Origin of the sequence: Enterobacter sp. N18-03635, from assembly GCF_004006055.1 — a bacterium.
In the GTDB taxonomy this organism is placed as follows: Bacteria; Pseudomonadota; Gammaproteobacteria; order Enterobacterales; family Enterobacteriaceae; genus Enterobacter; species Enterobacter vonholyi.
Genome location: NZ_CP034769.1, coordinates 708,283 through 732,332, shown reverse-complemented (window position 1 = coordinate 732,332; position 24,050 = coordinate 708,283). Strand labels below are relative to the sequence as shown.

The 24,050-nt window shown below is 57.4% G+C and carries 19 protein-coding genes and 1 riboswitch; of the genes, 15 read left to right on the top strand and 4 right to left on the bottom strand.

Features of this window, described 5'->3' with window-relative positions; genetic code table 11:
• The first annotated feature begins 9 nt into the window (after positions 1–9).
• A riboswitch (TPP riboswitch) is annotated at positions 10–110 on the top strand.
• A gap of 31 nt (positions 111–141) precedes the next feature.
• From thiB to thiQ, 3 genes are read left to right on the top strand one after another with little or no spacing between them, the layout of a single operon-like run.
• Positions 142–1,125: a thiamine ABC transporter substrate binding subunit gene (gene thiB / locus ELK40_RS04185; RefSeq protein ID WP_127729598.1), complete on the top strand. Its 984-nt coding sequence runs from the start codon at positions 142–144 to the stop codon at positions 1,123–1,125.
• Positions 1,101–2,711: a thiamine/thiamine pyrophosphate ABC transporter permease ThiP gene (thiP, locus tag ELK40_RS04180; RefSeq protein WP_127729596.1), complete on the top strand. Its 1,611-nt coding sequence runs from the start codon at positions 1,101–1,103 to the stop codon at positions 2,709–2,711. Before thiB ends, thiP begins: the two co-directional genes overlap by 25 nt.
• Positions 2,695–3,396, top strand: coding sequence for a thiamine ABC transporter ATP-binding protein ThiQ (gene thiQ / locus ELK40_RS04175; RefSeq protein WP_127729594.1), 702 nt, complete (start codon positions 2,695–2,697; stop codon positions 3,394–3,396). Before thiP ends, thiQ begins: the two co-directional genes overlap by 17 nt.
• Before the next feature lie 31 nt (positions 3,397–3,427).
• On the opposite strand, the gene ELK40_RS04170 is transcribed toward thiQ, so the two are convergent.
• Positions 3,428–4,195, bottom strand: a complete 768-nt coding sequence (locus tag ELK40_RS04170) for a DedA family protein (protein WP_127729592.1) — start codon at positions 4,193–4,195, stop codon at positions 3,428–3,430.
• Positions 4,196–4,323: 128 nt separating this feature from the next.
• A complete protein-coding gene (araC, locus tag ELK40_RS04165; protein ID WP_023293301.1) occupies positions 4,324–5,169 on the bottom strand; it encodes an arabinose operon transcriptional regulator AraC in 846 nt (281 codons plus the stop codon).
• 337 nt (positions 5,170–5,506) lie between these two features.
• Here araC and araB point away from each other — a divergent pair, with 337 nt between their 5' ends.
• The 6 genes from araB to rluA all read left to right on the top strand — a co-directional run bounded on the left by araB (position 5,507) and on the right by rluA (position 15,653).
• Positions 5,507–7,216: a ribulokinase gene (gene araB / locus ELK40_RS04160; protein ID WP_127729590.1), complete on the top strand. Its 1,710-nt coding sequence runs from the start codon at positions 5,507–5,509 to the stop codon at positions 7,214–7,216.
• Between the two features lie 10 nt (positions 7,217–7,226).
• Complete coding sequence (gene araA / locus ELK40_RS04155) at positions 7,227–8,729, top strand: L-arabinose isomerase (RefSeq protein ID WP_032649842.1); 1,503 nt, start codon at positions 7,227–7,229, stop codon at positions 8,727–8,729.
• Positions 8,730–8,818: 89 nt separating this feature from the next.
• Positions 8,819–9,514, top strand: a complete 696-nt coding sequence (gene araD / locus ELK40_RS04150; RefSeq protein ID WP_127729588.1) for an L-ribulose-5-phosphate 4-epimerase — start codon at positions 8,819–8,821, stop codon at positions 9,512–9,514.
• A 74-nt stretch (positions 9,515–9,588) separates the two neighbouring features.
• Positions 9,589–11,946, top strand: coding sequence for a DNA polymerase II (gene polB / locus ELK40_RS04145; protein ID WP_127729586.1), 2,358 nt, complete (start codon positions 9,589–9,591; stop codon positions 11,944–11,946).
• 128 nt (positions 11,947–12,074) lie between these two features.
• Entirely contained in the window at positions 12,075–14,981 is a 2,907-nt protein-coding gene (gene rapA / locus ELK40_RS04140; protein WP_127729584.1) for an RNA polymerase-associated protein RapA, read from the top strand.
• Positions 14,982–14,993: 12 nt separating this feature from the next.
• A complete protein-coding gene (gene rluA / locus ELK40_RS04135; protein WP_008502014.1) occupies positions 14,994–15,653 on the top strand; it encodes a bifunctional tRNA pseudouridine(32) synthase/23S rRNA pseudouridine(746) synthase RluA in 660 nt (219 codons plus the stop codon).
• A 28-nt stretch (positions 15,654–15,681) separates the two neighbouring features.
• On the opposite strand, the gene djlA is transcribed toward rluA, so the two are convergent.
• Positions 15,682–16,497, bottom strand: coding sequence for a co-chaperone DjlA (djlA, locus tag ELK40_RS04130; RefSeq protein WP_008502016.1), 816 nt, complete (start codon positions 16,495–16,497; stop codon positions 15,682–15,684).
• Between the two features lie 239 nt (positions 16,498–16,736).
• Here djlA and lptD point away from each other — a divergent pair, with 239 nt between their 5' ends.
• From lptD to apaH, 6 genes are read left to right on the top strand one after another with little or no spacing between them, the layout of a single operon-like run.
• Complete coding sequence (gene lptD, locus ELK40_RS04125; RefSeq protein WP_127729582.1) at positions 16,737–19,088, top strand: LPS assembly protein LptD; 2,352 nt, start codon at positions 16,737–16,739, stop codon at positions 19,086–19,088.
• 53 nt (positions 19,089–19,141) lie between these two features.
• Positions 19,142–20,428, top strand: a complete 1,287-nt coding sequence (surA, locus tag ELK40_RS04120) for a peptidylprolyl isomerase SurA (RefSeq protein WP_115876459.1) — start codon at positions 19,142–19,144, stop codon at positions 20,426–20,428.
• Entirely contained in the window at positions 20,428–21,414 is a 987-nt protein-coding gene (gene pdxA / locus ELK40_RS04115; protein ID WP_032660737.1) for a 4-hydroxythreonine-4-phosphate dehydrogenase PdxA, read from the top strand. The genes surA and pdxA overlap by 1 nt, the downstream gene beginning before the upstream one ends.
• Entirely contained in the window at positions 21,411–22,232 is an 822-nt protein-coding gene (gene rsmA / locus ELK40_RS04110; RefSeq protein ID WP_023310362.1) for a 16S rRNA (adenine(1518)-N(6)/adenine(1519)-N(6))-dimethyltransferase RsmA, read from the top strand. The genes pdxA and rsmA overlap by 4 nt, the downstream gene beginning before the upstream one ends.
• 3 nt (positions 22,233–22,235) lie before the next feature.
• On the top strand, positions 22,236–22,613 hold the full coding sequence (gene apaG / locus ELK40_RS04105; protein WP_008502021.1) for a Co2+/Mg2+ efflux protein ApaG: 378 nt from the start codon (positions 22,236–22,238) through the stop codon (positions 22,611–22,613).
• 4 nt (positions 22,614–22,617) lie between these two features.
• Positions 22,618–23,466 carry a bis(5'-nucleosyl)-tetraphosphatase (symmetrical) ApaH gene (gene apaH, locus ELK40_RS04100; protein ID WP_115876460.1) on the top strand — a complete coding sequence of 283 codons (849 nt, stop codon included), beginning with the start codon at positions 22,618–22,620 and terminating at the stop codon, positions 23,464–23,466.
• Between the two features lie 39 nt (positions 23,467–23,505).
• Here the strand turns inward: apaH and folA are convergent, their stop codons facing one another.
• Positions 23,506–23,985 carry a type 3 dihydrofolate reductase gene (folA, locus tag ELK40_RS04095; RefSeq protein WP_008502023.1) on the bottom strand — a complete coding sequence of 160 codons (480 nt, stop codon included), beginning with the start codon at positions 23,983–23,985 and terminating at the stop codon, positions 23,506–23,508.
• Positions 23,986–24,050: the final 65 nt, after the last annotated feature.

Sequence of the window (24,050 nt, the reverse complement as noted above, 5' to 3'; positions counted from 1 at the left end):
ACAATAGCGCCGTTCTCAACGGGGTGCTGCATCACAGATGTGCGCTGAGATAATACCCGTCGAACCTGATCCGGATAACGCCGGCGAAGGGATTTGAGGCTGTCGCTCAAAATCCTTTGCCACTCAACCCTGAGGTGCAAAGTGTTAAAAAAAGTTCTCCCCCTGCTGGCGCTGTTCGCGCTGCCTGCTTTTGCCAAACCCGTCCTGACGGTCTACACCTACGACTCCTTCTCTGCCGACTGGGGCCCTGGCCCGGTTGTCAAAAAAGCCTTTGAAGCGGACTGCAACTGCGAGCTGAAGTTCGTGGCGCTTGAAGATGGCGTGTCGCTGCTCAACCGTCTGCGCATGGAAGGAAAAAACAGTAAAGCCGACGTGGTACTCGGGCTGGATAACAACCTGCTGGAAGCCGCCTCGCAAACCAAACTGTTTGCCAAAAGCGGCGTCGCGGCAGATGCCGTTAACGTGCCGGGCGGCTGGAAGAACGACACCTTTGTGCCGTTCGACTACGGCTACTTTGCTTTTGTTTACGACAAAAATAAGCTGAAAAACCCGCCAAAAAGCCTGAAAGAGCTGGTCGAAAGCGATCAGAAGTGGCGCGTAATTTACGAAGATCCGCGTACCAGCACGCCGGGCCTGGGCCTGCTGCTATGGATGCAAAAGGTCTACGGGGATAAAGCACCGGAAGCATGGCAGAAGCTGGCCGCCAAAACCGTCACCGTGACCAAAGGCTGGAGCGAAGCCTACGGCCTGTTCCTCAAAGGCGAAAGCGACCTGGTGCTGAGCTACACCACCTCCCCGGCCTACCACATTATCGCCGAGAAGAAAGACAACTATGCAGCCGCAGATTTTGCGGAAGGGCACTATCTGCAGGTGGAAGTGGCCGCGCGTACCGCTGCCAGCAAACAGCCGGAGCTGGCCGAGAAGTTCCTGAAGTTTATGGTTTCACCGGCGTTCCAGAAAGCCATTCCAGCGGGCAACTGGATGTATCCGGTTACTAACGTTGCGCTGCCCGCAGGTTTCGAGCAGTTGACCAAACCGAAAACCTCGCTGGAGTTTACGCCGCAGCAGGTCGCCGCGCAGCGTGCAGCATGGGTAAGCGAATGGCAACGCGCCGTCAGCCGTTGATTCCCGGCTGGTTACTTCCCGGGCTGCTCGCCGCCGCCGTGATGGTAGCGGTCAGCCTGGGGGCTTTTCTTGCATTGTGGTTTAACGCGCCAGAGAGCGACCTGCTCGCCCTCTGGCACGACAGCTACCTCTGGCACGTTATCCGGTTCTCCTTCTGGCAGGCGTCTCTTTCTGCCCTGCTGTCGGTGATCCCGGCTATTTTTCTGGCACGCGCTCTGTATCGACGGCGATTTCCCGGCAGGCAGGCCCTGCTGCGCCTGTGCGCCATGACGCTGATCCTGCCCGTGCTGGTGGCGGTATTTGGTATTCTGAGCGTTTACGGTCGTCAGGGCTGGCTGGCTTCACTGTTCGGTCAGCTTGGTCTGGAATGGTCATTCTCGCCTTACGGACTGCAGGGCATTCTGCTGGCGCACGTATTTTTCAATATGCCGATGGCAACGCGCCTCTTTTTGCAGGCGCTGGAAAATATTCCCGGCGAACAGCGTCAGATTGCCGCCCAGCTCGGCATGCGCGGCTGGTCGTTCTTCCGTTTTGTCGAATGGCCGTGGCTGCGCCGCCAGCTCCCGCCCGTGGCGGCATTAATCTTTATGCTCTGCTTTGCCAGCTTTGCCACCGTGCTGTCACTTGGCGGCGGGCCGCAGGCCACCACCATTGAGCTGGCGATTTACCAGGCGCTGAGTTACGACTACGATCCCGGTCGCGCCGCGCTGCTGGCGATAGTCCAGATGGCGTGCTGTCTGGTGCTGGTGCTGTTGAGCCAGCGGCTGAGTAAAGCCATTCCCGCAGGTAGTCATCAAATAACCGGCTGGCGCGATCCGCAGGACAGCCTGCACAGCCGCATCAGCGATGTTATCCTGATCGCGCTGGCGCTGTTGCTGCTGCTGCCGCCGCTGCTGGCCGTTATCGTTGACGGCCTGAACCTCAATCTTATGTCCGTCCTACAACAGCCCGTTCTCTGGCAGGCGACCTGGACCTCGGTACGCATAGCGCTGGCTGCCGGACTGCTGTGCGTTATGCTGACCATGATGCTGCTGTGGAGCAGCCGTGAGCTCTACGCCCGCCAGGCGCAAAAAGCCGGACAAATGCTGGAACTGACGGGCATGCTGATACTGGCGATGCCGGGTATCGTGCTGGCAACGGGCTTCTTTTTACTGTTCAACAGCACCCTCGGCCTGCCGGAAAGGGCCGATGGCATTGTGATTTTCACTAACGCCTTAATGGCCATCCCCTACGCGCTTAAGGTGCTGGAAAACCCGATGCGCGACGTCAACAGCCGCTACGGTTTGCTGTGTCAGTCGCTGGGCATGCAGGGCTGGCAGCGGCTGAAGGTTGTGGAACTGCGCGCGCTAAAACGTCCGCTGGCGCAGGCGCTGGCGTTTGCCTGCGTGCTCTCCATTGGAGACTTCGGCGTCGTGGCGCTGTTCGGCAATGACGATTTCCGCACGCTGCCGTACTGGCTTTATCAGCAAATCGGCTCTTACCGCAGTCAGGATGGCGCGGTTACCGCGCTGTTACTGCTGCTGCTGTGCTTTGCCTTATTTACCGTTATCGAAAAACTCCCGGGGCGTGATGTTAAAACTGACTGATGTAACCTGGCTCTATCAGCATCTGCCGATGCGCTTCACGCTCTCCGTTCAGCAGGGCGAGCGGATTGCGGTGCTTGGCCCAAGCGGTGCCGGGAAAAGCACCTTGCTCAATTTGATCGCCGGCTTTCTGCAACCTGCCAGCGGGTCGATAGCCATCGATAATCGTGATTTCACCAACGCCCCTCCGGCTAAACGTCCTGTGTCGATGCTGTTTCAGGAAAATAACCTCTTCACCCATCTGACGGTGCGGCAAAACATCGCGCTGGGAATGCATCCGGGGCTCAGGCTGAACGATGCCCAACGCGAAAAACTTGAAGTGATTGCCGCACAGATGGGGATCGCTGAATTCATCGACAGGCTGCCGGGCGAGCTCTCCGGCGGCCAGCGTCAGCGCGTGGCGCTGGCGCGTTGTCTGGTGCGCGAGCAGCCGCTGCTGCTGCTGGATGAGCCGTTCTCGGCGCTCGATCCCGCGCTGCGCCAGGAGATGCTCGCCCTGGTGCAGGACGTCTGCCAGCGCCAGCAGCTTACGATGCTGATGGTTTCGCACAGTATCGAAGATGCCGCACGGATTGCGCCGAGATCGGTGGTGGTTGCCGAAGGACGTATTTTGTGGGATGGAAGTACAGAAGAACTGCTGAGTGGTAAAGCTACCGCGTCTTCACTGTTGGGCATTCGTGCGACCTGATGCCCTCTCCCACAGGGAGAGGGAAAACACCTTAACGGCTCACCACCTTCAACAGGATCTCACCGTACACCGGCATCAGCGGGTGACGAATCAGCGCGACCAGGGCTACCGCAGCCACACCCAGCGTCAGCGGGGCCAGCCAGAGCAGGCGAGAACGCGGGAGATAGCGCGTCAGGCGATCGACACTGGCTTTCGCGCTGCGCCACAGTCGCCAGCAGAGCCAGACCGCCAGCCACAGCAGCAGCGCCGTGCCCAGCAGCAGCCACTTAAACTCACCGCTTTGCATCCCGTCAGGAATATCAATGGCAGCACCCGCGAGGATCCCCGGCAGGAAGTAGAACGGGGGCCAGAAGACGCAGCCGATAATGTTCGGCACCACGAATTTCGCGACGGGCAGATCCAGCATCCCGGCCACCATCGGCACCAGCGGACGCGTTGGCCCGACAAAGCGTCCGACGAGGATGGTAAACATGCTGTGCTGATGCAGCGCATGCTCGGTTTTATCCAGCAAGGCTTTGTTCTTTTTCATGAACGACCAGCGGTGCAGCGGCTTCTTAAAGCGCCAGCCCAGCCAGAAGGAGATCCAGTCGCCGAGCAGGCAGCCGATAATCCCGGCCAGCCACGCCTGCCAGAAATTAACCTCGCCGCTGCCAATCAGCGCACCAAGCCCTGCCATCATTACGGTGCCGGGCAGAATTAACCCGACAAGCGCCAGTGATTCCAGAAACGCCACCAGCGCCACGGCGATGAGCGAGTACATAACGGACTGGGTAATAAAGTGTTCCAGCAATGCCTGCATAACTATTCCGGTCAGAAAACGAATCAGCGATTCTGCTTAGCGCCCCGCACCGCGTCAAGGCAACAATTGTCTGAATAGTTTACAGGTTGCTTTCCGCATTCACCTGTTTGTTTATCTTTTTTTACCGATTATTCACATCCCGCGCGGAATTCACTCGGACTGGCACCGGTACATTTTTTAAATACGCGGGAGAAATAGAGCTGATCCTCAAAGCCTACGTTGCGTCCCACGGTGGCGATGGGCATCCGGGTGGTGCTGAGCAACAGTTTCGCCTGGCTGATGCGCTGATCTTCACGCCAGCTCAATACGCTGACGCCCAGCTGCTGGCGGAACAGATGCGACAGCCGCGACGGCGACAGGCAGACGTGCTGAGCAACGCTGGCGATATCAAACTGGCTATCGGCCAGGTGGTCGCTGATGTACTGGCAGGCGTCGCGCACGCGGTTATCCAGCGGTGGGTTAAGCGACGCGTTAATCGCCTCCATCCGCCGCAGCAGCAGCTGTTCAAGGAGGTTTATCGCCAGCAGTTCGGCATAGCGTCCACCAGCCTGCCCCGCCTCGATAATTTGCGCAAAAAGCTCGCGAAACTGCGCCAGATGCACCTCATCCGGGCGATAAAACCCGGTGTGTGCAAAAATAGCCGGCCAGGAAAGCCACTCCTGCCAGTAGGCGCGCGGACGGAAGTAGACCCACTGGTGATACCACTCTTTGGCATCCGGATGACGGCCATAGTGGTGGATCTCCCCCGGCGGGAACAGCAGGATATCCCCCGGGCGGCAGACGAACTGCTGGTCACCGTTCTTGATGATCCCTTCCCCCCGCACGGTCAGGTTGAGGATATACCCTTTCATTCCGAGCGGTCGGTCGACGTAAAAGTCGAGATATCCCTCAGCCTCGATAGGGGTCAGCCCCGCCACAAGGTGCGCGTTAAACGAGTATCCCGGCAGCAGGGGATCGTTCTGCGTTTCGGCCATAGATTCAGTTCTCCCAAGGGTCCTGAAGGAAACCAATTGTCCATATCACTAAATGCAGGTTAAAAATGGCCCGCGAAAAGATCCAAAAAGCATCACGCCGCTTTTACGTCCGCCATGTTTCAGCCTTTCCCCCTGATTTCTCCGCCAGAGCAGACAGATAACCAGTAACAAAAGTGTCTATAAGTGCGGCAGAAATGTCCACATTGAATATTTGCACGGCGTCACACTTTCCGTTGTAACAGCAATTTAGTCCATAAGATTAGCGGATCCTGCCTGACGACTTTTTCCCCCAGTCTCTAATGTTCTTCCATACCTGTTTTTTCGATGGAGCAACACCATGGCAATTGCGATTGGCCTCGATTTTGGCAGCGATTCGGTTCGCGCGCTGGCAGTGGACTGTACGTCCGGCCAGGAGATAGCAACCAGCGTTGAGTGGTACCCGCGCTGGCAAGAGGGGCGCTACTGTGATGCGCCGAACAATCAGTTCCGCCACCACCCGCGTGACTATATCGAGTCGATGGAAGCGGCGATCAAAACCGTCCTGGCCGAACTGACCGACGCCCAGCGATCTGAGATTGTCGGGATTGGCGTCGACAGCACCGGCTCCACGCCAGCCCCTGTGGATGCCGAAGGACGCGTGCTGGCGCTGCGCCCGGAGTTTGCCGACAACCCGAACGCCATGTTCGTGCTGTGGAAAGACCATACCGCCGTGGAAGAGGCCGAAGCCATCACCCGCCTGTGCCATCAGCCGGGCAAAACGGACTACTCGCGCTACATCGGCGGGATTTACTCCAGCGAATGGTTCTGGGCCAAGATCCTCCACGTCACCCGTGCCGACGACTCCGTTGCGCAAGCTGCCGCGTCATGGGTTGAGCTGTGCGACTGGGTGCCTGCCCTGCTCTCCGGCACCACCCGCCCGCAGGATATCCGCCGCGGTCGCTGCAGCGCCGGGCATAAATCCCTGTGGCATGAAAGCTGGGGCGGCCTGCCTCCGGCAGCCTTCTTCGATGAACTCGACCCGATTATCAACAAGAGCCTGACATACCCGCTGTTTACCGACACCTTCACCGCCGATGTTCCCGTCGGCACCCTCTGCGAAGAGTGGGCGACGCGCCTCGGCCTGCCGCGAAACGTGGCGATCTCCGGCGGCGCCTTTGACTGCCATATGGGCGCCGTGGGCGCGGGCGCACAGCCAAACACGCTGGTCAAAGTCATCGGGACTTCCACCTGCGACATCCTGACGGCGGATAAAGCCACCGTCGGCGATCGCGCGGTGAAAGGCATCTGCGGACAGGTTGACGGCAGCGTGGTGCCGGACTTCATCGGCCTGGAAGCCGGTCAGTCCGCTTTTGGCGATATCTACGCCTGGTTTGGCCGCGTGCTGGGCTGGCCGCTGGACCAGCTGGCGGCGGCGCATCCTGAACTGAAAACACAGATAGCCGAGAGCAAAAAGCAGCTCCTGCCGCAGCTCACCGAAGCCTGGGCAAAAAATCCTTCTCTCGATCACCTCCCGGTAGTGCTGGACTGGTTTAACGGCCGTCGTACGCCGTTCGCCAACCAGCGTCTGAAAGGGGTGATCGCGGATCTCAACCTGGCAACCGACGCGCCTGCGCTGTTCGGCGGCCTGATTGCCGCAACGGCCTTCGGCGCCCGCGCGATTATGGAGTGCTTCACCGGGCAGGGCATCGACGTGAATAACGTGATGGCGCTGGGCGGTATTGCCCGTAAAAACCCGGTGATCATGCAGGCCTGCTGCGACGTGCTGAACCGTCCGCTTCAGATTGTGGCCTCCGATCAGTGCTGCGCGCTGGGCGCGGCGATTTTCGCCGCCGTGGCCGCAGGGGTCCATGCGGATATCCCGACCGCGCAGCAGCATATGGCGAGCGCTGTCGAAAATACGCTCCAGCCGCGTGCCCAGCAGGCACAACGCTTTGAACAGCTTTATCAGCGCTACCAGCAATGGGCAAAAAGCGCCGAACTTCACTATCTCCCTGTCGCCGCCCCGGCCAAAAGCACCGCGGACACTACGGCAACCCTGACCCATTAAGGACACGATGATGACCATTTTTAATAACTATGAAGTGTGGTTTGTGATTGGCAGCCAGCATCTGTACGGACCGGAAGCGCTGCAGCAGGTGACAAAACACGCGGAGCACGTCGTTAACGCGCTGAATGCGGAAGCCAAGCTGCCGTGCAAACTGGTGCTGAAACCGCTGGGCACAACGCCGGACGAAATCACTCACATCTGCCGCGACGCCAACTACGACGATAAATGCGCCGGTCTGGTGGTGTGGCTGCACACCTTCTCCCCCGCAAAAATGTGGATCAACGGCCTGTCTATCCTCAACAAACCGCTGCTGCAGTTCCACACCCAGTTCAACGCCTCCCTGCCGTGGGACAGCATCGACATGGACTTTATGAACCTGAACCAGACCGCGCACGGCGGCCGCGAGTTCGGCTTCATCGGCGCGCGTATGCGTCAGCAGCATGCGGTCGTGACTGGCCACTGGCAGGATGGCAAAGCGCAACAACGTATCGGCTCCTGGATGCGCCAGGCAGTCTCTAAGCAGGATACCCGCCACCTGAAAGTGGTGCGTTTCGGCGACAACATGCGTGAAGTGGCGGTCACCGACGGCGACAAAGTGGCCGCGCAGATCAAGTTCGGCTTCTCCGTGAATACCTGGGCCGTGGGCGACCTGGTGCAGGTGGTGAATGAAATCAGCGATGGCGACGTGAGCGCGCTGGTGGACGAATACGAAAGCAGCTACCGCCTGACGCCTGCGGCACAAATCAACGGCGACAAGCGCCAGAACGTGCTGGACGCGGCGCGCATCGAGCTGGGCATGAAGCGCTTCCTGGAACAGGGCGGCTTCCACGCCTTTACCACCACCTTTGAAGATCTCCACGGTCTGAAACAACTGCCGGGTCTGGCAGTACAACGCCTGATGCAGCAGGGCTACGGCTTTGCGGGCGAAGGCGACTGGAAAACTGCCGCTCTGCTTCGCATCATGAAGGTGATGTCGACCGGTCTGCAGGGCGGCACCTCCTTTATGGAGGACTACACCTACCACTTCGAAAACGGCAACGATCTGGTGCTCGGCTCACACATGCTGGAAGTCTGCCCTTCCATCGCGGTAGAGGAAAAACCGATCCTGGACGTGCAGTACCTCGGTATTGGCGGGAAAGCCGATCCGGCGCGTCTGATCTTCAACACCCGCACGGGCCCGGCCATCAACGCCAGCCTGATCGATCTCGGCGATCGTTTCCGCCTGCTGGTGAACTGCGTCGATGCGGTTGAAACCCCACATTCTCTACCGAAACTGCCGGTCGCCAACGCCCTGTGGAAAGCACAGCCGGATCTGCCGACCGCTTCAGAAGCCTGGATCCTCGCAGGTGGCGCGCACCACACCGTCTTCAGCCACGCGCTGGATCTGAACGACATGCGTCAGTTTGCCGAGCTGCACGATATCGAGCTGACCGTGATTGATAACGATACCCGCCTGCCCGCCTTTAAGGACGCGCTGCGCTGGAATGAAGTCTATTACGGTTCAAAACGCTAAAGCACGGAATGCCCGATGGCGCCGCGTTTACCGGGCCTACGATCCTGTAGGCCGGATAAGCGAAGCGCCATCCGGCACTGGAGACAACAATGTTAGAAGAGCTCAAACGCCAGCTGCTCGAAGCCAACCTGGCGCTGCCGAAACATAATCTGGTGACCCTGACCTGGGGCAACGTCAGCGCCGTTGACCGCGAAAAAGGCGTGTTCGTGATCAAGCCTTCCGGCGTCGATTACTCGGTAATGACCGCAGACGATATGGTCGTTGTCAGCATCGAAACGGGTGAAGTAGTGGAAGGGAACAAAAAGCCCTCCTCCGATACGCCAACCCACCGCCTGCTGTACCGCTCATTCCCGACCATCGGCGGTATCGTGCATACCCATTCACGCCATGCCACCATCTGGGCGCAGGCGGGCCAGTCCATCCCGGCGACCGGCACCACCCACGCGGATTACTTTTACGGCACTATTCCCTGCACGCGTCTGATGACCGATGCAGAAATCAACGGCGAGTATGAGTGGGAAACCGGCAACGTGATCGTTGAAACCTTCGAAAAACGGGGAATCGACGCGGCGCAAATGCCCGGCGTGCTGGTGCACTCCCACGGCCCGTTTGCCTGGGGGAAAAACGCAGAAGACGCGGTGCATAACGCCATCGTACTCGAAGAGATCGCCTATATGGGGATCTTCTGTCGCCAGCTGGCGCCGCAGCTGCCGGATATGCAGCAAACCCTGCTGGATAAGCATTACCTGCGCAAGCACGGCGCGAAGGCCTACTACGGGCAGTAAACTGTATATAAACCCAGCATTAAAATCTTAACCAGGCTATAATCAGGCCTGGTTTTGTTTTCTGGGATAACGGCGTGGCGCAGGTGCAAGAAGGCTTTTTACTGACCCGACACTGGCGGGATACCCCTCAGGGCACCGAGGTCGCGTTCTGGCTGGCGACGGACAACGGTCCGCTGCACGTGACGCTCCCCCCGCAGGAATCCGTGGCTTTTATTCCGGAAGCTCACGTCGAAAAAGTGAAAGAGCTGCTGCGCGGCGAAAACGGCTGGCGCATCACTCCGCTTGAGCTGAAAGATTTCCACCGTCAGCCGGTTTACGGCCTCTACTGTCGCGCCCATCGTCAGCTGATGCGCTATGAAAAACTGCTGCGCGAAGCAGACGTGACGCTCTACGAAGCGGATATCCGCCCACCGGAACGCTTTCTGATGGAGCGGTTTATTACCGCGCCCGTCTGGGTGGACGGCACCGCGCATAACGGCAGCCTCGTTAATGCGCGGCTGAAGCCGAACCCGCACTACCGCCCGCCGCTGAAGTGGGTATCACTGGATATCGAAACCACCCGCCACGGCGAACTGTACTGCATCGGTCTGGAAGGCTGCGGCGATCGGGTTGTCTATATGCTCGGGCCGCCGAATGGTAATGCCTCCGCGCTGGATTTCCGGCTTGAGTACGTCAGCAGCCGCCCGCAGCTGCTGGAAAAGCTTAACCAGTGGTTTGCCGACTACGATCCCGACGTCCTGATCGGCTGGAACGTGGTGCAGTTCGATCTGCGCGTGCTGCAAAAGCACGCCGAGCGTTACCGCATTCCGCTGATGCTCGGGCGCGGCAACAGCGAGCTGGAATGGCGCGAGCACGGTTTTAAGAACGGCGTCTTCTTCGCACAGGCGAACGGTCGCCTGATTATCGACGGCATTGAGGCGCTGAAATCCGCCTTCTGGAACTTCTCTTCATTCTCCCTCGAAGCGGTGGCGCAGGAGCTGCTTGGTGAAGGTAAATCCATCGACAACCCCTGGGACAGAATGGACGAGATCGACCGGCGCTTTAACGAAGACAAACCGGCGCTCGCCACCTATAACCTGAAAGACTGCGAGCTGGTCACGCAGATATTCCATAAAACCGAGATTATGCCGTTCCTGCTGGAGCGCGCGACGGTGAACGGCCTGGCAGCTGACAGACACGGCGGCTCCGTGGCGGCTTTCAGCCACCTCTATTTTCCGCGGATGCACCGGGCAGGATACGTCGCCCCCAACCTTGGGGACGTGCCGCCGCAGGCCAGCCCCGGCGGATATGTCATGGACTCCCGGCCAGGATTGTATGACTCCGTTCTGGTGCTGGACTACAAAAGCCTCTACCCGTCGATAATTCGCACCTTCCTGATCGACCCCGTCGGGCTGGTGGAAGGCCTGGCCCAGCCGGATGATGAACACAGCACCGAAGGCTTCCTCGGCGCACGCTTCTCGCGGGAAAAACACTGTCTGCCTGAGATAGTGGGAAACATCTGGCACGGCCGAGATGAGGCCAAGCGCCACGGCAACAAGCCGCTATCGCAGGCGCTGAAAATCATCATGAACGCCTTTTACGGCGTGCTGGGCACCAGCGCCTGCCGCTTCTTTGACCCGCGGCTGGCGTCGTCGATCACCATGCGCGGACACGAGATCATGCGCCAGACTAAAGCGCTGATTGAGTCCCGGGGCTATGACGTCATCTACGGCGACACGGACTCCACCTTTGTATGGCTTAAGGGCACTCATTCAGAAGAAGACGCCGCGCAAATCGGCAAAGCGCTGGTTGCCTTCGTGAACAACTGGTGGCAGGAACATCTGCAGAAAGCGCGCTTAACCAGCGCGCTGGAGCTGGAATTTGAAACCCATTTTGCCCGCTTTTTAATGCCCACCATTCGCGGTACCGATCAGGGCAGCAAGAAGCGCTACGCCGGGCTGATTCAGGAAGGCGACGCGCAGCGGATGGTCTTCAAAGGGCTGGAGACGGTACGTACCGACTGGACGCCGCTGGCGCAGCAGTTCCAGCAGACGCTTTATCTGCGGGTGTTCCGCAATGAGCCGTATCAGGACTACGTGCGCGAGACGATAGCCAGCCTGATGGCGGGCGAACTTGACGCGCAGCTGGTGTACCGCAAGCGTCTGCGCCGTCCGCTGGCGGAGTACCAGCGTAACGTTCCTCCGCACGTCCGCGCCGCGCGCCTGGCGGATGAAGAAAACGTCCGCCGCGGCCGCGCGCCGCAGTATCAGAACCGGGGGACCATCAAATACGTCTGGACGATTAACGGCCCGGAACCTGTGGATTATCAGCACTCGCCTCTGGATTATGAACACTATCTGACGCGTCAGCTTCAGCCGGTTGCCGACGGAATTTTGCCCTTCATCGACGATGATTTTGCTACACTGGTTACAGGGCAACTTGGCCTATTTTGACGCGTGACGAAATGGCTGCCATCCAGTACCATAGCGCCCTTTCCATTCCCGGACCCATTTTTCGATGACCGTTTTTTCTGACGGTAGTCGAACTATTGCCTGCAATTAAAGATTAGAGCCGAACAACTATGCCTTTTACACTTGGTCAACGCTGGATCAGCGATACAGAAAGCGAACTTGGATTAGGAACCGTCGTAGCAATCGATACGCGTATGGTTACCCTCCTCTTCCCTGCCACCGGTGAAAACCGTCTGTACGCTCGCAATGACTCCCCTGTAACCCGCGTGATGTTTAATCCGGGTGACACCGTGACCAGCCATGACGGCTGGCAGCTCAAGATTGAAGACGTAAAAGAAGAGAATGGACTGCTCGCCTACATCGGGACTCGCCTGGACACCGACGAGTCAAATGTCATCCTGCGTGAAGTGTTGCTCGACAGCAAGCTGGTGTTCAGCAAGCCGCAGGACCGCCTGTTTGCCGGGCAAATCGACCGTATGGATCGCTTCTCCCTGCGCTATCGCGCGCGTAAGTTCCAGAGTGAACAGTACCGCATGCCGTGGAGCGGTCTGCGCGGCCAGCGCACCAGCCTGATCCCCCACCAGCTGAACATCGCCCATGACGTGGGCCGTCGTCACGCGCCGCGCGTGCTGCTGGCAGATGAGGTGGGGCTGGGTAAAACCATTGAAGCGGGCATGATCCTGCATCAACAGCTGCTTTCCGGCGCTGCCGAACGCGTGCTGATTGTGGTGCCAGAAACCCTGCAGCACCAGTGGCTGGTTGAAATGCTGCGCCGCTTTAACCTGCGTTTCTCCCTGTTCGACGACGAACGCTATGCCGAAGCGCAGCATGATGCGGACAACCCGTTTGAAACCGAACAGCTGGTGATCTGTTCCCTGGACTTCGTGCGCCGCAGCAAGCAGCGTCTTGAGCACCTGTGCGATGCCGAGTGGGATCTGATGGTGGTCGACGAAGCGCACCACCTGGTCTGGAGCGAAGACGCGCCGAGCCGCGAATATATGGCTATCGAGCAGCTTGCCGAGCGCGTGCCTGGCGTCCTGCTGCTGACCGCAACGCCGGAACAGCTGGGTCTGGAAAGCCACTTCGCCCGTCTGCGCCTGCTCGATCCAAACCGTTTCCACGACTTCGGGCAATTTGTGGAAGAACAGAATAACTACCGTCCGGTGGCGGATGCCGTCGCGCTGCTGCTGGCGGGCAAGCGTCTTTCTGATGACGAACTCAACACCCTGAGCGATCTGATCGGCGAGCAGGATATCGAGCCGCTTTTGCAGGCCGCTAACAGCGACAGCGACAACGCGGAATCCGCGCGCAAAGAACTGATCGACATGCTGATGGATCGCCACGGCACCAGCCGCGTGCTGTTCCGTAACACCCGTAACGGCGTCAAAGGCTTCCCGAAACGCGAGCTGCACACCATCAAGCTGCCGCTGCCGACGCAATATCAGACGGCCATTAAAGTTTCCGGCATTATGGGCGCGCGCAAAACGCAGGAAGAGCGCGCTCGCGACATGCTCTACCCGGAACAAATCTACCAGGAATTTGAAGGCGATACCGGCACCTGGTGGAACTTCGATCCGCGCGTAGAGTGGCTGATGGGCTACCTGACCGCGCACCGTTCCCAGAAGGTGCTGGTGATCTGCGCCAAGGCGGCCACCGCGCTGCAGCTGGAGCAGGTCCTGCGCGAGCGCGAAGGCATTCGCGCCGCCGTGTTCCACGAAGGCATGTCCATCGTTGAACGCGACCGCGCCGCGGCGTGGTTTGCCGAAGAGGACAGCGGCGCTCAGGTTATGCTTTGCTCTGAAATCGGTTCTGAAGGCCGTAACTTCCAGTTCGCCAGCAACCTGGTGATGTTCGATCTGCCGTTTAACCCCGATCTGCTGGAGCAGCGTATCGGCCGTCTGGACCGTATCGGTCAGGCCCATGATATTCAGATCCACGTGCCGTATCTGGAAAAAACGGCCCAGTCCGTGCTGGTGCGCTGGTTCCACGAAGGTCTGGACGCGTTTGAACATACCTGCCCGACGGGCCGCACCATTTACGATCAGGTGCATGGCGATCTGATCGGCTACCTGGCCGCGCCGGAAAACACCGACGGCTTTGACGATCTGATTAAGTCCTGTCGTGAGAAGCACGACGCGCTAAAAGCGCAGCTGGAACAGGGCCGCGACCGCCTGCTTGAGATCCACTCCAACGGCGGTGAAAAAGCGCAGGCGCTTGCCGAAAGCATTGAAGAACAAGATGATGACACCAGTCTGATCAGCTTCTCCATGAACCTGTTCGACATCGTCGGCATTAACCAGGACGACCGCGGCGAGAACCTGATTGTCCTGACCCCGTCGGATCACATGCTGGTTCCGGATTTCCCGGGCCTGCCGGAAGATGGCTGTACCATCACCTTCGAGCGCGATGTGGCGCTGTCCCGCGAAGACGCCCAGTTTATCACCTGGGAGCACCCGCTGATCCGCAACGGTCTGGACCTGATCCTCTCCGGCGATACCGGCAGCAGCACCATCTCCCTGTTGAAGAACAAGGCGCTTCCGGTGGGTACCCTGCTGCTGGAGCTGATCTACGTTGTGGAAGCGCAGGCGCCGAAACAGCTGCAGCTCAACCGCTTCCTGCCGCCAACGCCTGTCCGCCTGCTGCTGGACAAAAACGGTACGAACCTGGCGGGACAGGTTGAATTCGAGAGCTTCAACCGACAGCTGAGCGCGGTGAACCGCCATACCGGAAGCAAGCTGGTTAACGCGGTCCAGCAGGACGTGCACGCTATTCTGCAACAGGGCGAAACCCAGATTGAGAAAGCGGCCAGAGCGCTGATTGATGCCGCGCGCGCGGAAGCCGACGAGAAACTGTCTGCTGAGCTGTCGCGTCTGGAAGCGTTGAAGGCCGTGAACCCTAACATCCGTGACGACGAACTGGCAGCGATTGAAAGCAACCGTCAGCAGGTGCTGGAAAGCCTCAATCAGGCTAGCTGGCGCCTGGATGCCCTGCGTCTTATCGTTGTGACGCATCAGTAACCGGAGCGCAAGATGGTGATGGAGCCGTACAATCCGCCGCAGGATCCCTGGCTGGTCATTCTGTATCAGGATGAACACATTATGGTGGTCAACAAGCCCAGCGGGCTGTTGTCCGTGCCGGGTCGTCTGGACGAGCACAAAGACAGCGTGATGACGCGCATTCAGCGCGATTATCCTCAGGCGGAGTCTGTCCATCGCCTGGACATGGCGACCAGCGGCGTGATTGTGGTGGCGCTGAACAAAGCGGCGGAACGCGAGCTGAAGCGCCAGTTCCGCGAGCGCGAGCCGAAGAAGCAGTATGTCGCCCGCGTCTGGGGTCACCCGGCGCAGGCCGAAGGGCTGGTGGATTTACCGCTGATCTGCGACTGGCCGAACCGGCCAAAGCAGAAGGTGTGTTATGAAACCGGCAAGGCCGCGCAGACCGAGTATGAAGTGCTTGAGTACGCGCCGGATAATACCGCGCGCGTCCTGCTAAAGCCGATTACCGGACGCTCGCACCAGCTGCGCGTGCATATGCTTGCGCTGGGTCATCCGATTCTGGGCGACAGGTTTTACGCGCCGCCTGAAGCGCTGGCCTTAGCGCCACGTCTGCAGCTGCACGCGCAGACGCTCACCATCACCCATCCGGCCTTCGGTAACGCGATGACGTTTAAAGCCCCGGTGGACTTCTAAGAAAAAGCCCGACATCGTCGGGCTTTTTCTATTTGAAACCTTTCTTCTCTTTAATCAGTTCGTACGCTTTCTGAATTTCCTGCGCTTTTTGCTTCGCCATCTCCATCATTTCTGGCGGTAAGCCTTTCGCGACCAGCTTGTCCGGATGGTGCTCGCTCATAAGCTTACGATAGGCACGTTTGATCGTGGTCTGATCGTCAGAGGGCTTAACGCCAAGCACATTGCAGGCATCTTCCAGCGTTGGACCACGCTGCGCCTGCTGCCAGGCACCGCCGGACGACTGCTGATGATAGCCACCGCCAAACTGTGCCCCGCCCTGCATCATGCGCAGGAACTGGTCGAACTGCATACGGGAGATGCCCAGCTCTTCCGCAATGACGTAGAGCACGTCACGCTCATTAGGGTGTAGTGAACCGTCCGCGAAGGCCGCCTGGATTTGAATTTCCAGAAACATCCGAATTAAATCAAAACGTCCAAAACAGATGCTGCGGAACTGACGCATTTTTTCGCGAAGCGGATAGTTATCGGATTTCCCGATGCGAAACGCATTTTGCGCTTCCAGACGGGAGTCGCCGTGCAGATTCATGCGATCCATAAAAACGCTGGCAATCTGAATATCGGCTTCTGTGACACGCCCTTTGGATTTGGTTAAGTGCCCCATGACCTCAAAGGTGGTGGAGAAAAAGAGTGACTGACGCTCGCGCTGATTGGCAAACCAGGCCATTTTGCGGCTGCGCGCCTTATCAAACATATGGCCAATAATAAGCCCCAGCACAATTCCCCAGAACCCGGCACCCATGATGATGGCGAACGCAACGCCGATTATTTTACCCCAATACTGCATATACTCCCCGGATAGTCATATTCCTTGCCGACGCAACGTCATCATCACTGTGTTCAAGTCACGGTCAATTGAAGGACATCGCCTATAATTTGCTTTATCATACTCGTCATTCGATAGCGAGCCTAACACTCTGGCACGCAAACGGGCAGGATTAACGCTGGTACTGCGCAGATGAGTAAGATAGTCTCTGAGCGTTTATAAGCCGTAGCCACTGATGACGGAACAATAAAATACAACGTATGAAAAAACGTATCCCCACCCTCCTGGCCACAATGATTGGCTCCGCCCTGTACAGTCAACAGGGTCTGGCGGCCGATCTCGCCTCGCAGTGTATGCTTGGCGTCCCAAGTTATAATCGCCCACTGGTGAGTGGCGATACAAATAGCTTGCCGGTAACTATTACTGCCGACAGTTCAAAAGGGACTTACCCTGACAATGCCACGTTTACGGGCAATGTCGATATTAACCAGGGCAATAGCCGCCTGCAGGCAGATGAAGTGCAACTGCACCAGAAACAACCGGAAGGTGCGGCCGAGCCGGTACGAACGGTGGATGCGCTGGGTAATGTGCACTATGACGACAATCAGGTCATCCTGAAAGGTCCGAAAGCCTGGTCAAACCTGAATACGAAAGATACCAACGTCTGGAAAGGTGATTACCAGATGGTGGGTCGCCAGGGGCGCGGTGACGCAGACCTGATGAAACAGCGCGGTGAAAACCGCTATACGATCCTGGAAAACGGTACGTTCACGTCATGTCTGCCGGGTTCAAATACCTGGAGCGTGGTCGGGAGCGAGGTTATCCATGACCGCGAAGAACAGGTCGCAGAGATCTGGAACGCCCGCTTCAAGCTGGGTCCGGTGCCCATATTCTATAGCCCTTATCTGCAGCTTCCCGTGGGTGACAAACGTCGCTCCGGTTTCCTGATCCCGAATGCCAAATACAGCACCACGAACTACTTTGAGTTCTACCTGCCGTATTACTGGAACATCGCGCCAAACATGGATGCGACGATCACGCCGCACTATATCCACAAGCGCGGCAACATCATGTGGGAGAATGAGTTCCGCTATCTGACCCAGGCTGGTGCGGGTCTGATGGAGCTGGATTATCTGCCGTCGGATAAAGTTTTCCAGGACGAGCATCCAACCGAAGGCGATAAGCACCGCTGGATGTATTTCTGGCAGCATTCCGGGGTGATGGACAAGGTCTGGCGTTTCAACGTCAACTACACCAAAGTCAGTGACCCGAACTACTTCAATGATTTCTCATCCAAATACGGTTCGAGTACCGATGGCTATGCCACACAGATTTTCAGCGTTGGCTACGCGGTTCAGAACTTCGATGCGACGGTAACCAACAAACAGTTCCAGGTATTCTCCAGCCAGACGGCAAGTACCTATGGCGCCGAGCCTCAGCTGGACGTTAACTGGTACCAGAATGACGTGGGTCCGTTCGACACTCGTATTTATGGCCAGGCCGTGCATTTTGTGAACACCAATTCCAATATGCCGGAAGCCACCCGTGTTCACCTGGAGCCCGTTATCAACTTGCCATGGTCGAATGACTGGGCAAGCCTGAATACGGAAGCCAAGCTGATGGCGACCCATTATCAGCAAAAAAATATTGATGATTACAATACCAGCAACAACGCCCATCTTGAGGAATCCGTAAACCGTACGCTTCCGCAGTTCAAAATGGACGGTAAGCTGATCTTCGAACGCAATATGGCACTTCTGGCGGATGGCTATACCCAGACGCTGGAGCCACGTATGCAGTACCTGTACGTGCCTTATCGCGACCAGAGCAACATCAATAACTACGACTCCTCTTTACTGCAATCTGACTATAGCGGCCTGTTCCGCGATCGTACCTACGGCGGCCTTGACCGCATCGCCTCAGCGAACCAGTTAACGACCGGGGTCACATCGCGCGTTTATGATGACGCTGCCGTTGAACGTTTTAACGTTTCTGTTGGTCAAATCTACTATTTCACCGAGTCTCGCACGGGCGATGACAATATTAAGTGGGAGAAAGATAACAAGACAGGTTCGCTGATTTGGGCTGGTGACACCTACTGGCGTATGACCGATCGTTGGGGTCTGCGCGGCGGCGTCCAATATGACACCCGTCTCGACAATATCGCCAACAGTACGGCGGCGATTGAGTATCGCCGGGATGAAGATCGTATGGTGCAGTTGACCTATCGTTATGCCAGCCCGGAATATATTCAGGCGACGCTACCGAACTATGGTACTGCCGAGCAGTATAAAGACGGTATTTCGCAGGTGGGTGGCGCAGCGAGTTGGCCAATCGCCGACCGCTGGTCAATCGTAGGGGCTTACTACTTTGATACCAACACCAGTAAACCTGCTGACCAGATGGTGGGCCTGCAGTATAACTCCTGCTGTTACGCGCTGCGTCTCGGCTACGAACGTAAGCTTAACGGCTGGAACAGTGAAAACAATCAGAGCAAATACGACAACGTGATTGGCTTTAACTTCGAGTTACGCGGCCTGAGTTCCAACTACGGTCTGGGTACGCAGAAAATGCTGCGCTCGAATATTCTGCCGTACAGTAGCGCCTTGTAATGTGCTTGATTTGCAACGTAATCCGCTTTGCGGTTAATTGAAATGGAAAAAGTATGAAGAACTGGAAAACGCTGCTGCTCGGTGTCGCTATGGTTGCGAATACCAGCTTCGCCGCCCCCCAGGTTGTTGATAAAGTCGCTGCTGTGGTTAACAACGGCGTCGTGCTTGAAAGTGACGTTGACGGTCTGATGAAATCGGTGAAGCTCAATTCGGGTGAAGCCGGTCAACAGCTTCCGGATGACGCCACGCTGCGCCACCAGATCCTGGAGCGTCTGATCATGGATCAGATCGTTCTGCAGATGGGGCAGAAAATGGGTGTGAAGATCACTGACGAGCAGCTCGATCAGGCGATCGCTAACATCGCGAAGCAGAACAATATGTCTTTAGACCAGATGCGCAGCCGTCTGGCCTATGACGGCATCAGCTACGCCACCTACCGTAATCAGATCCGTAAAGAGATGCTGATTTCGGAAGTGCGTAACAACGAAGTGCGTCGCCGCGTGACTATCCTGCCTCAGGAAGTGGACGCGCTGGCAAAACAGGTGGGTAACCAGAACGATGCGAGCACAGAGCTGAACCTGAGCCACATCCTGATCCCACTGCCAGAGAACCCAACTTCCGATCAGGCTGCGGAAGCTGAAAGCCAGGCGCGTTCTATTGTCGAACAGGCGCGTAACGGCGGAGACTTTGGCAAGCTGGCTATCACCTACTCCGCTGACCAACAGGCGCTGAAAGGCGGCCAGATGGGCTGGGGACGTATTCAGGAGCTGCCATCCATCTTTGCCCAGGCCCTGAGCACGGCGAAGAAAGGGGATATCGTGGGTCCAATCCGTTCAGGCGTGGGCTTCCACATTCTGAAGGTGAACGATCTGCGTGGCCAGAGCCAAAATATCTCCGTCACCGAAGTTCACGCTCGCCACATTCTTCTGAAACCGTCACCGATCATGACTGACGATCAGGCGCGTGCGAAACTGGAACAGATTGCAGCAGACATTAAGAGCGGTAAAACCTCTTTTGAGAAGGCAGCAAAAGAGTTCTCTCAGGATCCAGGCTCTGCTAACCAGGGCGGCGATCTGGGCTGGGCGGCTGCGGATATTTACGATCCTGCCTTCCGCGATGCGTTGATGAAGCTGAACAAAGGCCAGATCAGTGCGCCTGTCCACTCTTCGTTTGGCTGGCATCTGATCGAGCTGATGGACACCCGTAACGTTGATAAAACGGATGCGGCACAGAAAGACAGAGCCTACCGTATGCTGTTTAACCGCAAGTTCTCTGAAGAAGCAGCCACCTGGATGCAGGAACAACGCGCCAGCGCATACGTGAAAATTCTGAGCAACTAATGAAACAGCATCGTGTTGTGATCACGCCCGGCGAACCCGCCGGGATTGGGCCTGACCTCGTTGTCCAGCTCGCCCAGCGCAGCTGGCCTGTAGAACTTGTTGTCTGCGCCGATGCAACACTGTTACAAGACCGGGCAACGCTGCTCGGTCTGCCTTTAACGCTTATCCCTTACGTTGAAGGCCAACAGCCTGCACCGCAGCAAGCCGGTACACTCACCCTTCTTTCTGTTCCGCTTCGTACACCGGTTATTCCGGGACAACTCAGCACGGAAAACGGCCACTATGTCGTGGAAACCCTGGCGCGCGCCTGCGACGGTTGCCTGAAGGGCGAATTTGCCGCCCTTATTACCGGTCCCGTCCATAAAGGCGTCATCAACGAAGCGGGTATACCGTTTACCGGGCATACGGAGTTCTTCGAAGAGCGCTCACGTAGCCCGAAAGTGGTGATGATGCTGGCGACGGAGGAAATGCGCGTTGCGCTGGTGACCACCCATCTGCCGATCAAAGCCATTCCGGATGCGATCACCCCTGAACTCCTGCGCGAGATCATCGGGATTTTGCACCACGATCTGCAGACAAAGTTTGGGATACCGCAGCCGCATGTGCTGGTCTGTGGCCTGAATCCGCACGCCGGCGAAGGCGGGCACATGGGCACCGAAGAGATCGACACCATTATTCCGGTGCTCAACGAAATGCGGGCGAAGGGGATGAACCTCAGCGGGCCGCTCCCTGCAGATACTCTTTTCCAGCCGAAATACCTGGATAATGCCGACGCCGTGCTCGCGATGTACCACGATCAGGGCCTGCCCGTGCTAAAATACCAGGGCTTTGGCCGCGGGGTGAATATCACCCTCGGTTTACCCTTTATTCGAACGTCCGTTGACCACGGTACTGCGCTGGATCTGGCAGGCCAGGGGAAAGCGGATGTCGGCAGTTTTATTACGGCGCTTAATCTCGCCATCAAAATGATTGTTAATACTCAATGACTAATCGAGTCCATCAGGGCCACTTAGCCCGTAAACGTTTCGGGCAAAACTTCCTTAACGATCAGTTCGTGATCGAAAGCATTGTCTCGGCTATTAATCCGCAAAAAGGTCAGGCGATGGTCGAAATCGGCCCGGGTCTTGCCGCGCTGACCGAGCCGGTAGGCGAACGCCTTGACGAGCTGACCGTCATCGAACTGGACCGCGATCTGGCAGCTCGCCTGCAAACGCACCCGTTCCTCGGGCCGAAGCTGACCATCTATCAGCAGGACGCCATGACCATGAACTTTGGCGAACTGTCGGAAAAAATGGGCCAGCCGCTGCGCGTCTTCGGCAACCTGCCGTACAACATCTCCACGCCGCTCATGTTCCACCTCTTTAGCTATACTGATGCCATTGCCGACATGCACTTCATGTTGCAAAAAGAGGTTGTTAACCGTCTGGTTGCAGGCCCGAACAGTAAAGCGTATGGTCGTTTAAGCGTGATGGCACAATATTACTGCAACGTGATCCCGGTACTCGAAGTACCGCCGTCAGCGTTCACACCACCACCGAAAGTGGATTCAGCGGTTGTGCGCCTTGTACCGCACAAAACGAAACCGTATCCGGTTAAAGATCTGCGTGTACTGAGCCGCATTACCACTGAAGCCTTTAACCAGCGTCGTAAAACGATCCGTAACAGCCTCAGCAATTCCTTTACCGTTGAGGTGCTAGCCGAACTGGGAATCGACCCGGCAATGCGTGCGGAGAACATTTCCGTAGAGCAATACTGCAAGCTGGCTAATTACATCAGCGATAATGCGCCGCCGAAGGAGAGTTAAGCCATGATTGATTCGCCCCGCGTATGTGTCCATGTACAAAGCGTCTATGTTGAATCACAGTCATCACCGGACGAAGAACGTTTTGTCTTTGCTTACACCGTGACCATTCGCAATCTGGGGCGGACGCCCGTGCAGCTGCGCGGACGCTACTGGCTTATTACCAACGGCAATGGCCGCGAAATCGAAGTTCAGGGTGAAGGTGTGGTCGGTGAACAGCCCCACATCGCACCTGGCGAAGAGTACCAGTACACCAGCGGCGCGGTGATTGAAACGCCGATGGGTACGATGCAGGGCCATTATGAAATGGTCGATGTCGATGGCAATGATTTCCGCGTTGCCATTCCCGTGTTCCGTCTCGCCGTAACCACACTTATTCATTAATCTAATGTCTACATATCTGATTGGCGACGTTCACGGTTGCTACGATGAACTGATCGCATTATTAAAACAGGTCGACTTTACGCCAGGACAGGACACGCTCTGGCTGACGGGCGATTTAGTCGCGCGTGGCCCCGGCTCCCTTGAAGTATTACGTTTCGTCAAATCTCTGGGCGACAGCGTCCGCATGGTGCTGGGCAATCACGATTTACATCTGCTGGCGGTGTTCGCCGGGATCAGCCGCAACAAACCTAAAGATCGCCTCACTCCGCTGCTGGATGCGCCGGACGCGGACGATCTGATTAACTGGCTTCGCCGTCAGCCGCTGCTGCAGGTCGACGAGGAGAAAAAGCTGGTCATGGCGCATGCCGGGATCACCCCGCAATGGGATCTTGAGACGGCGAAAACCTGCGCGCGCGACGTTGAGGCGGTGCTGGCAAGCGACTCGTATCCTTTCTTCCTCGATGCCATGTACGGCGATATGCCGAACCACTGGAGCGAGGATCTCAGCGGTCTGGCCCGTCTACGCTTTATCACCAACGCCTTTACCCGCATGCGCTTCTGCTTCCCGAACGGACAGCTGGACATGTATTCCAAAGAGACGCCGGAAAGTGCGCCCGCTCCGCTGAAACCGTGGTTTGCCATTCCGGGGCCGGTGACAAGCGAGTACAGCGTGGTATTTGGTCACTGGGCGGCACTGGAAGGAAAAGGAACGCCGGAAGGGATTTACGGTCTGGATACCGGATGCTGCTGGGGCGGAGAGTTAACCTGTTTACGCTGGGAAGATAAAGCTTACTTTGTGCAGCCGTCCAACCGACAGCTGGACTTAGGAGAAGGCGAGGCAGTCGCCTCCTGATACGCTATTCCCTCTCCCGGCCGGGAGAGGGAAAATCACTTAACGACGTTCCAGAATCTCGAAGCAGTAGCTGTGGGAGTTCTGTGCATCCGCGTCGTGGAATTCACTGAATACCGATTCCCACTCGTCCGGATCGTAGTCCGGGAAATGAGTATCCCCTTCCACTTCTGCATCAATGTGGGTCAGATACAGCTTCTGCGCTTTTGGCAGGAACTGCTCGTACACGCGCCCACCGCCGATCACCATGATCTCTTCGGCATTGCCGCATGCAGCAATCGCCTCGTCGACTGATTTTACCCATTCGACGCGATCGTCAGTGCCCGGCTGGCTGCTGATAACGATATTCTTACGGCCCGGCAATGGACGACCAATCGACTCCCAGGTCAGGCGGCCCATCACTACCGGCTTGTTTAACGTAGTACGTTTAAACCATGCGAGATCGGCAGGCAGGTTCCACGGCATGGCATTTTCCATACCGATAACGCGGTCCACCGCCAGCGCTGCAATCAGACTGATCATTGAAAATTTCCCGGATGCAAAAAATTGCCGCCACTATACGGAAAGCTTAATCTTTCGTCGACTGG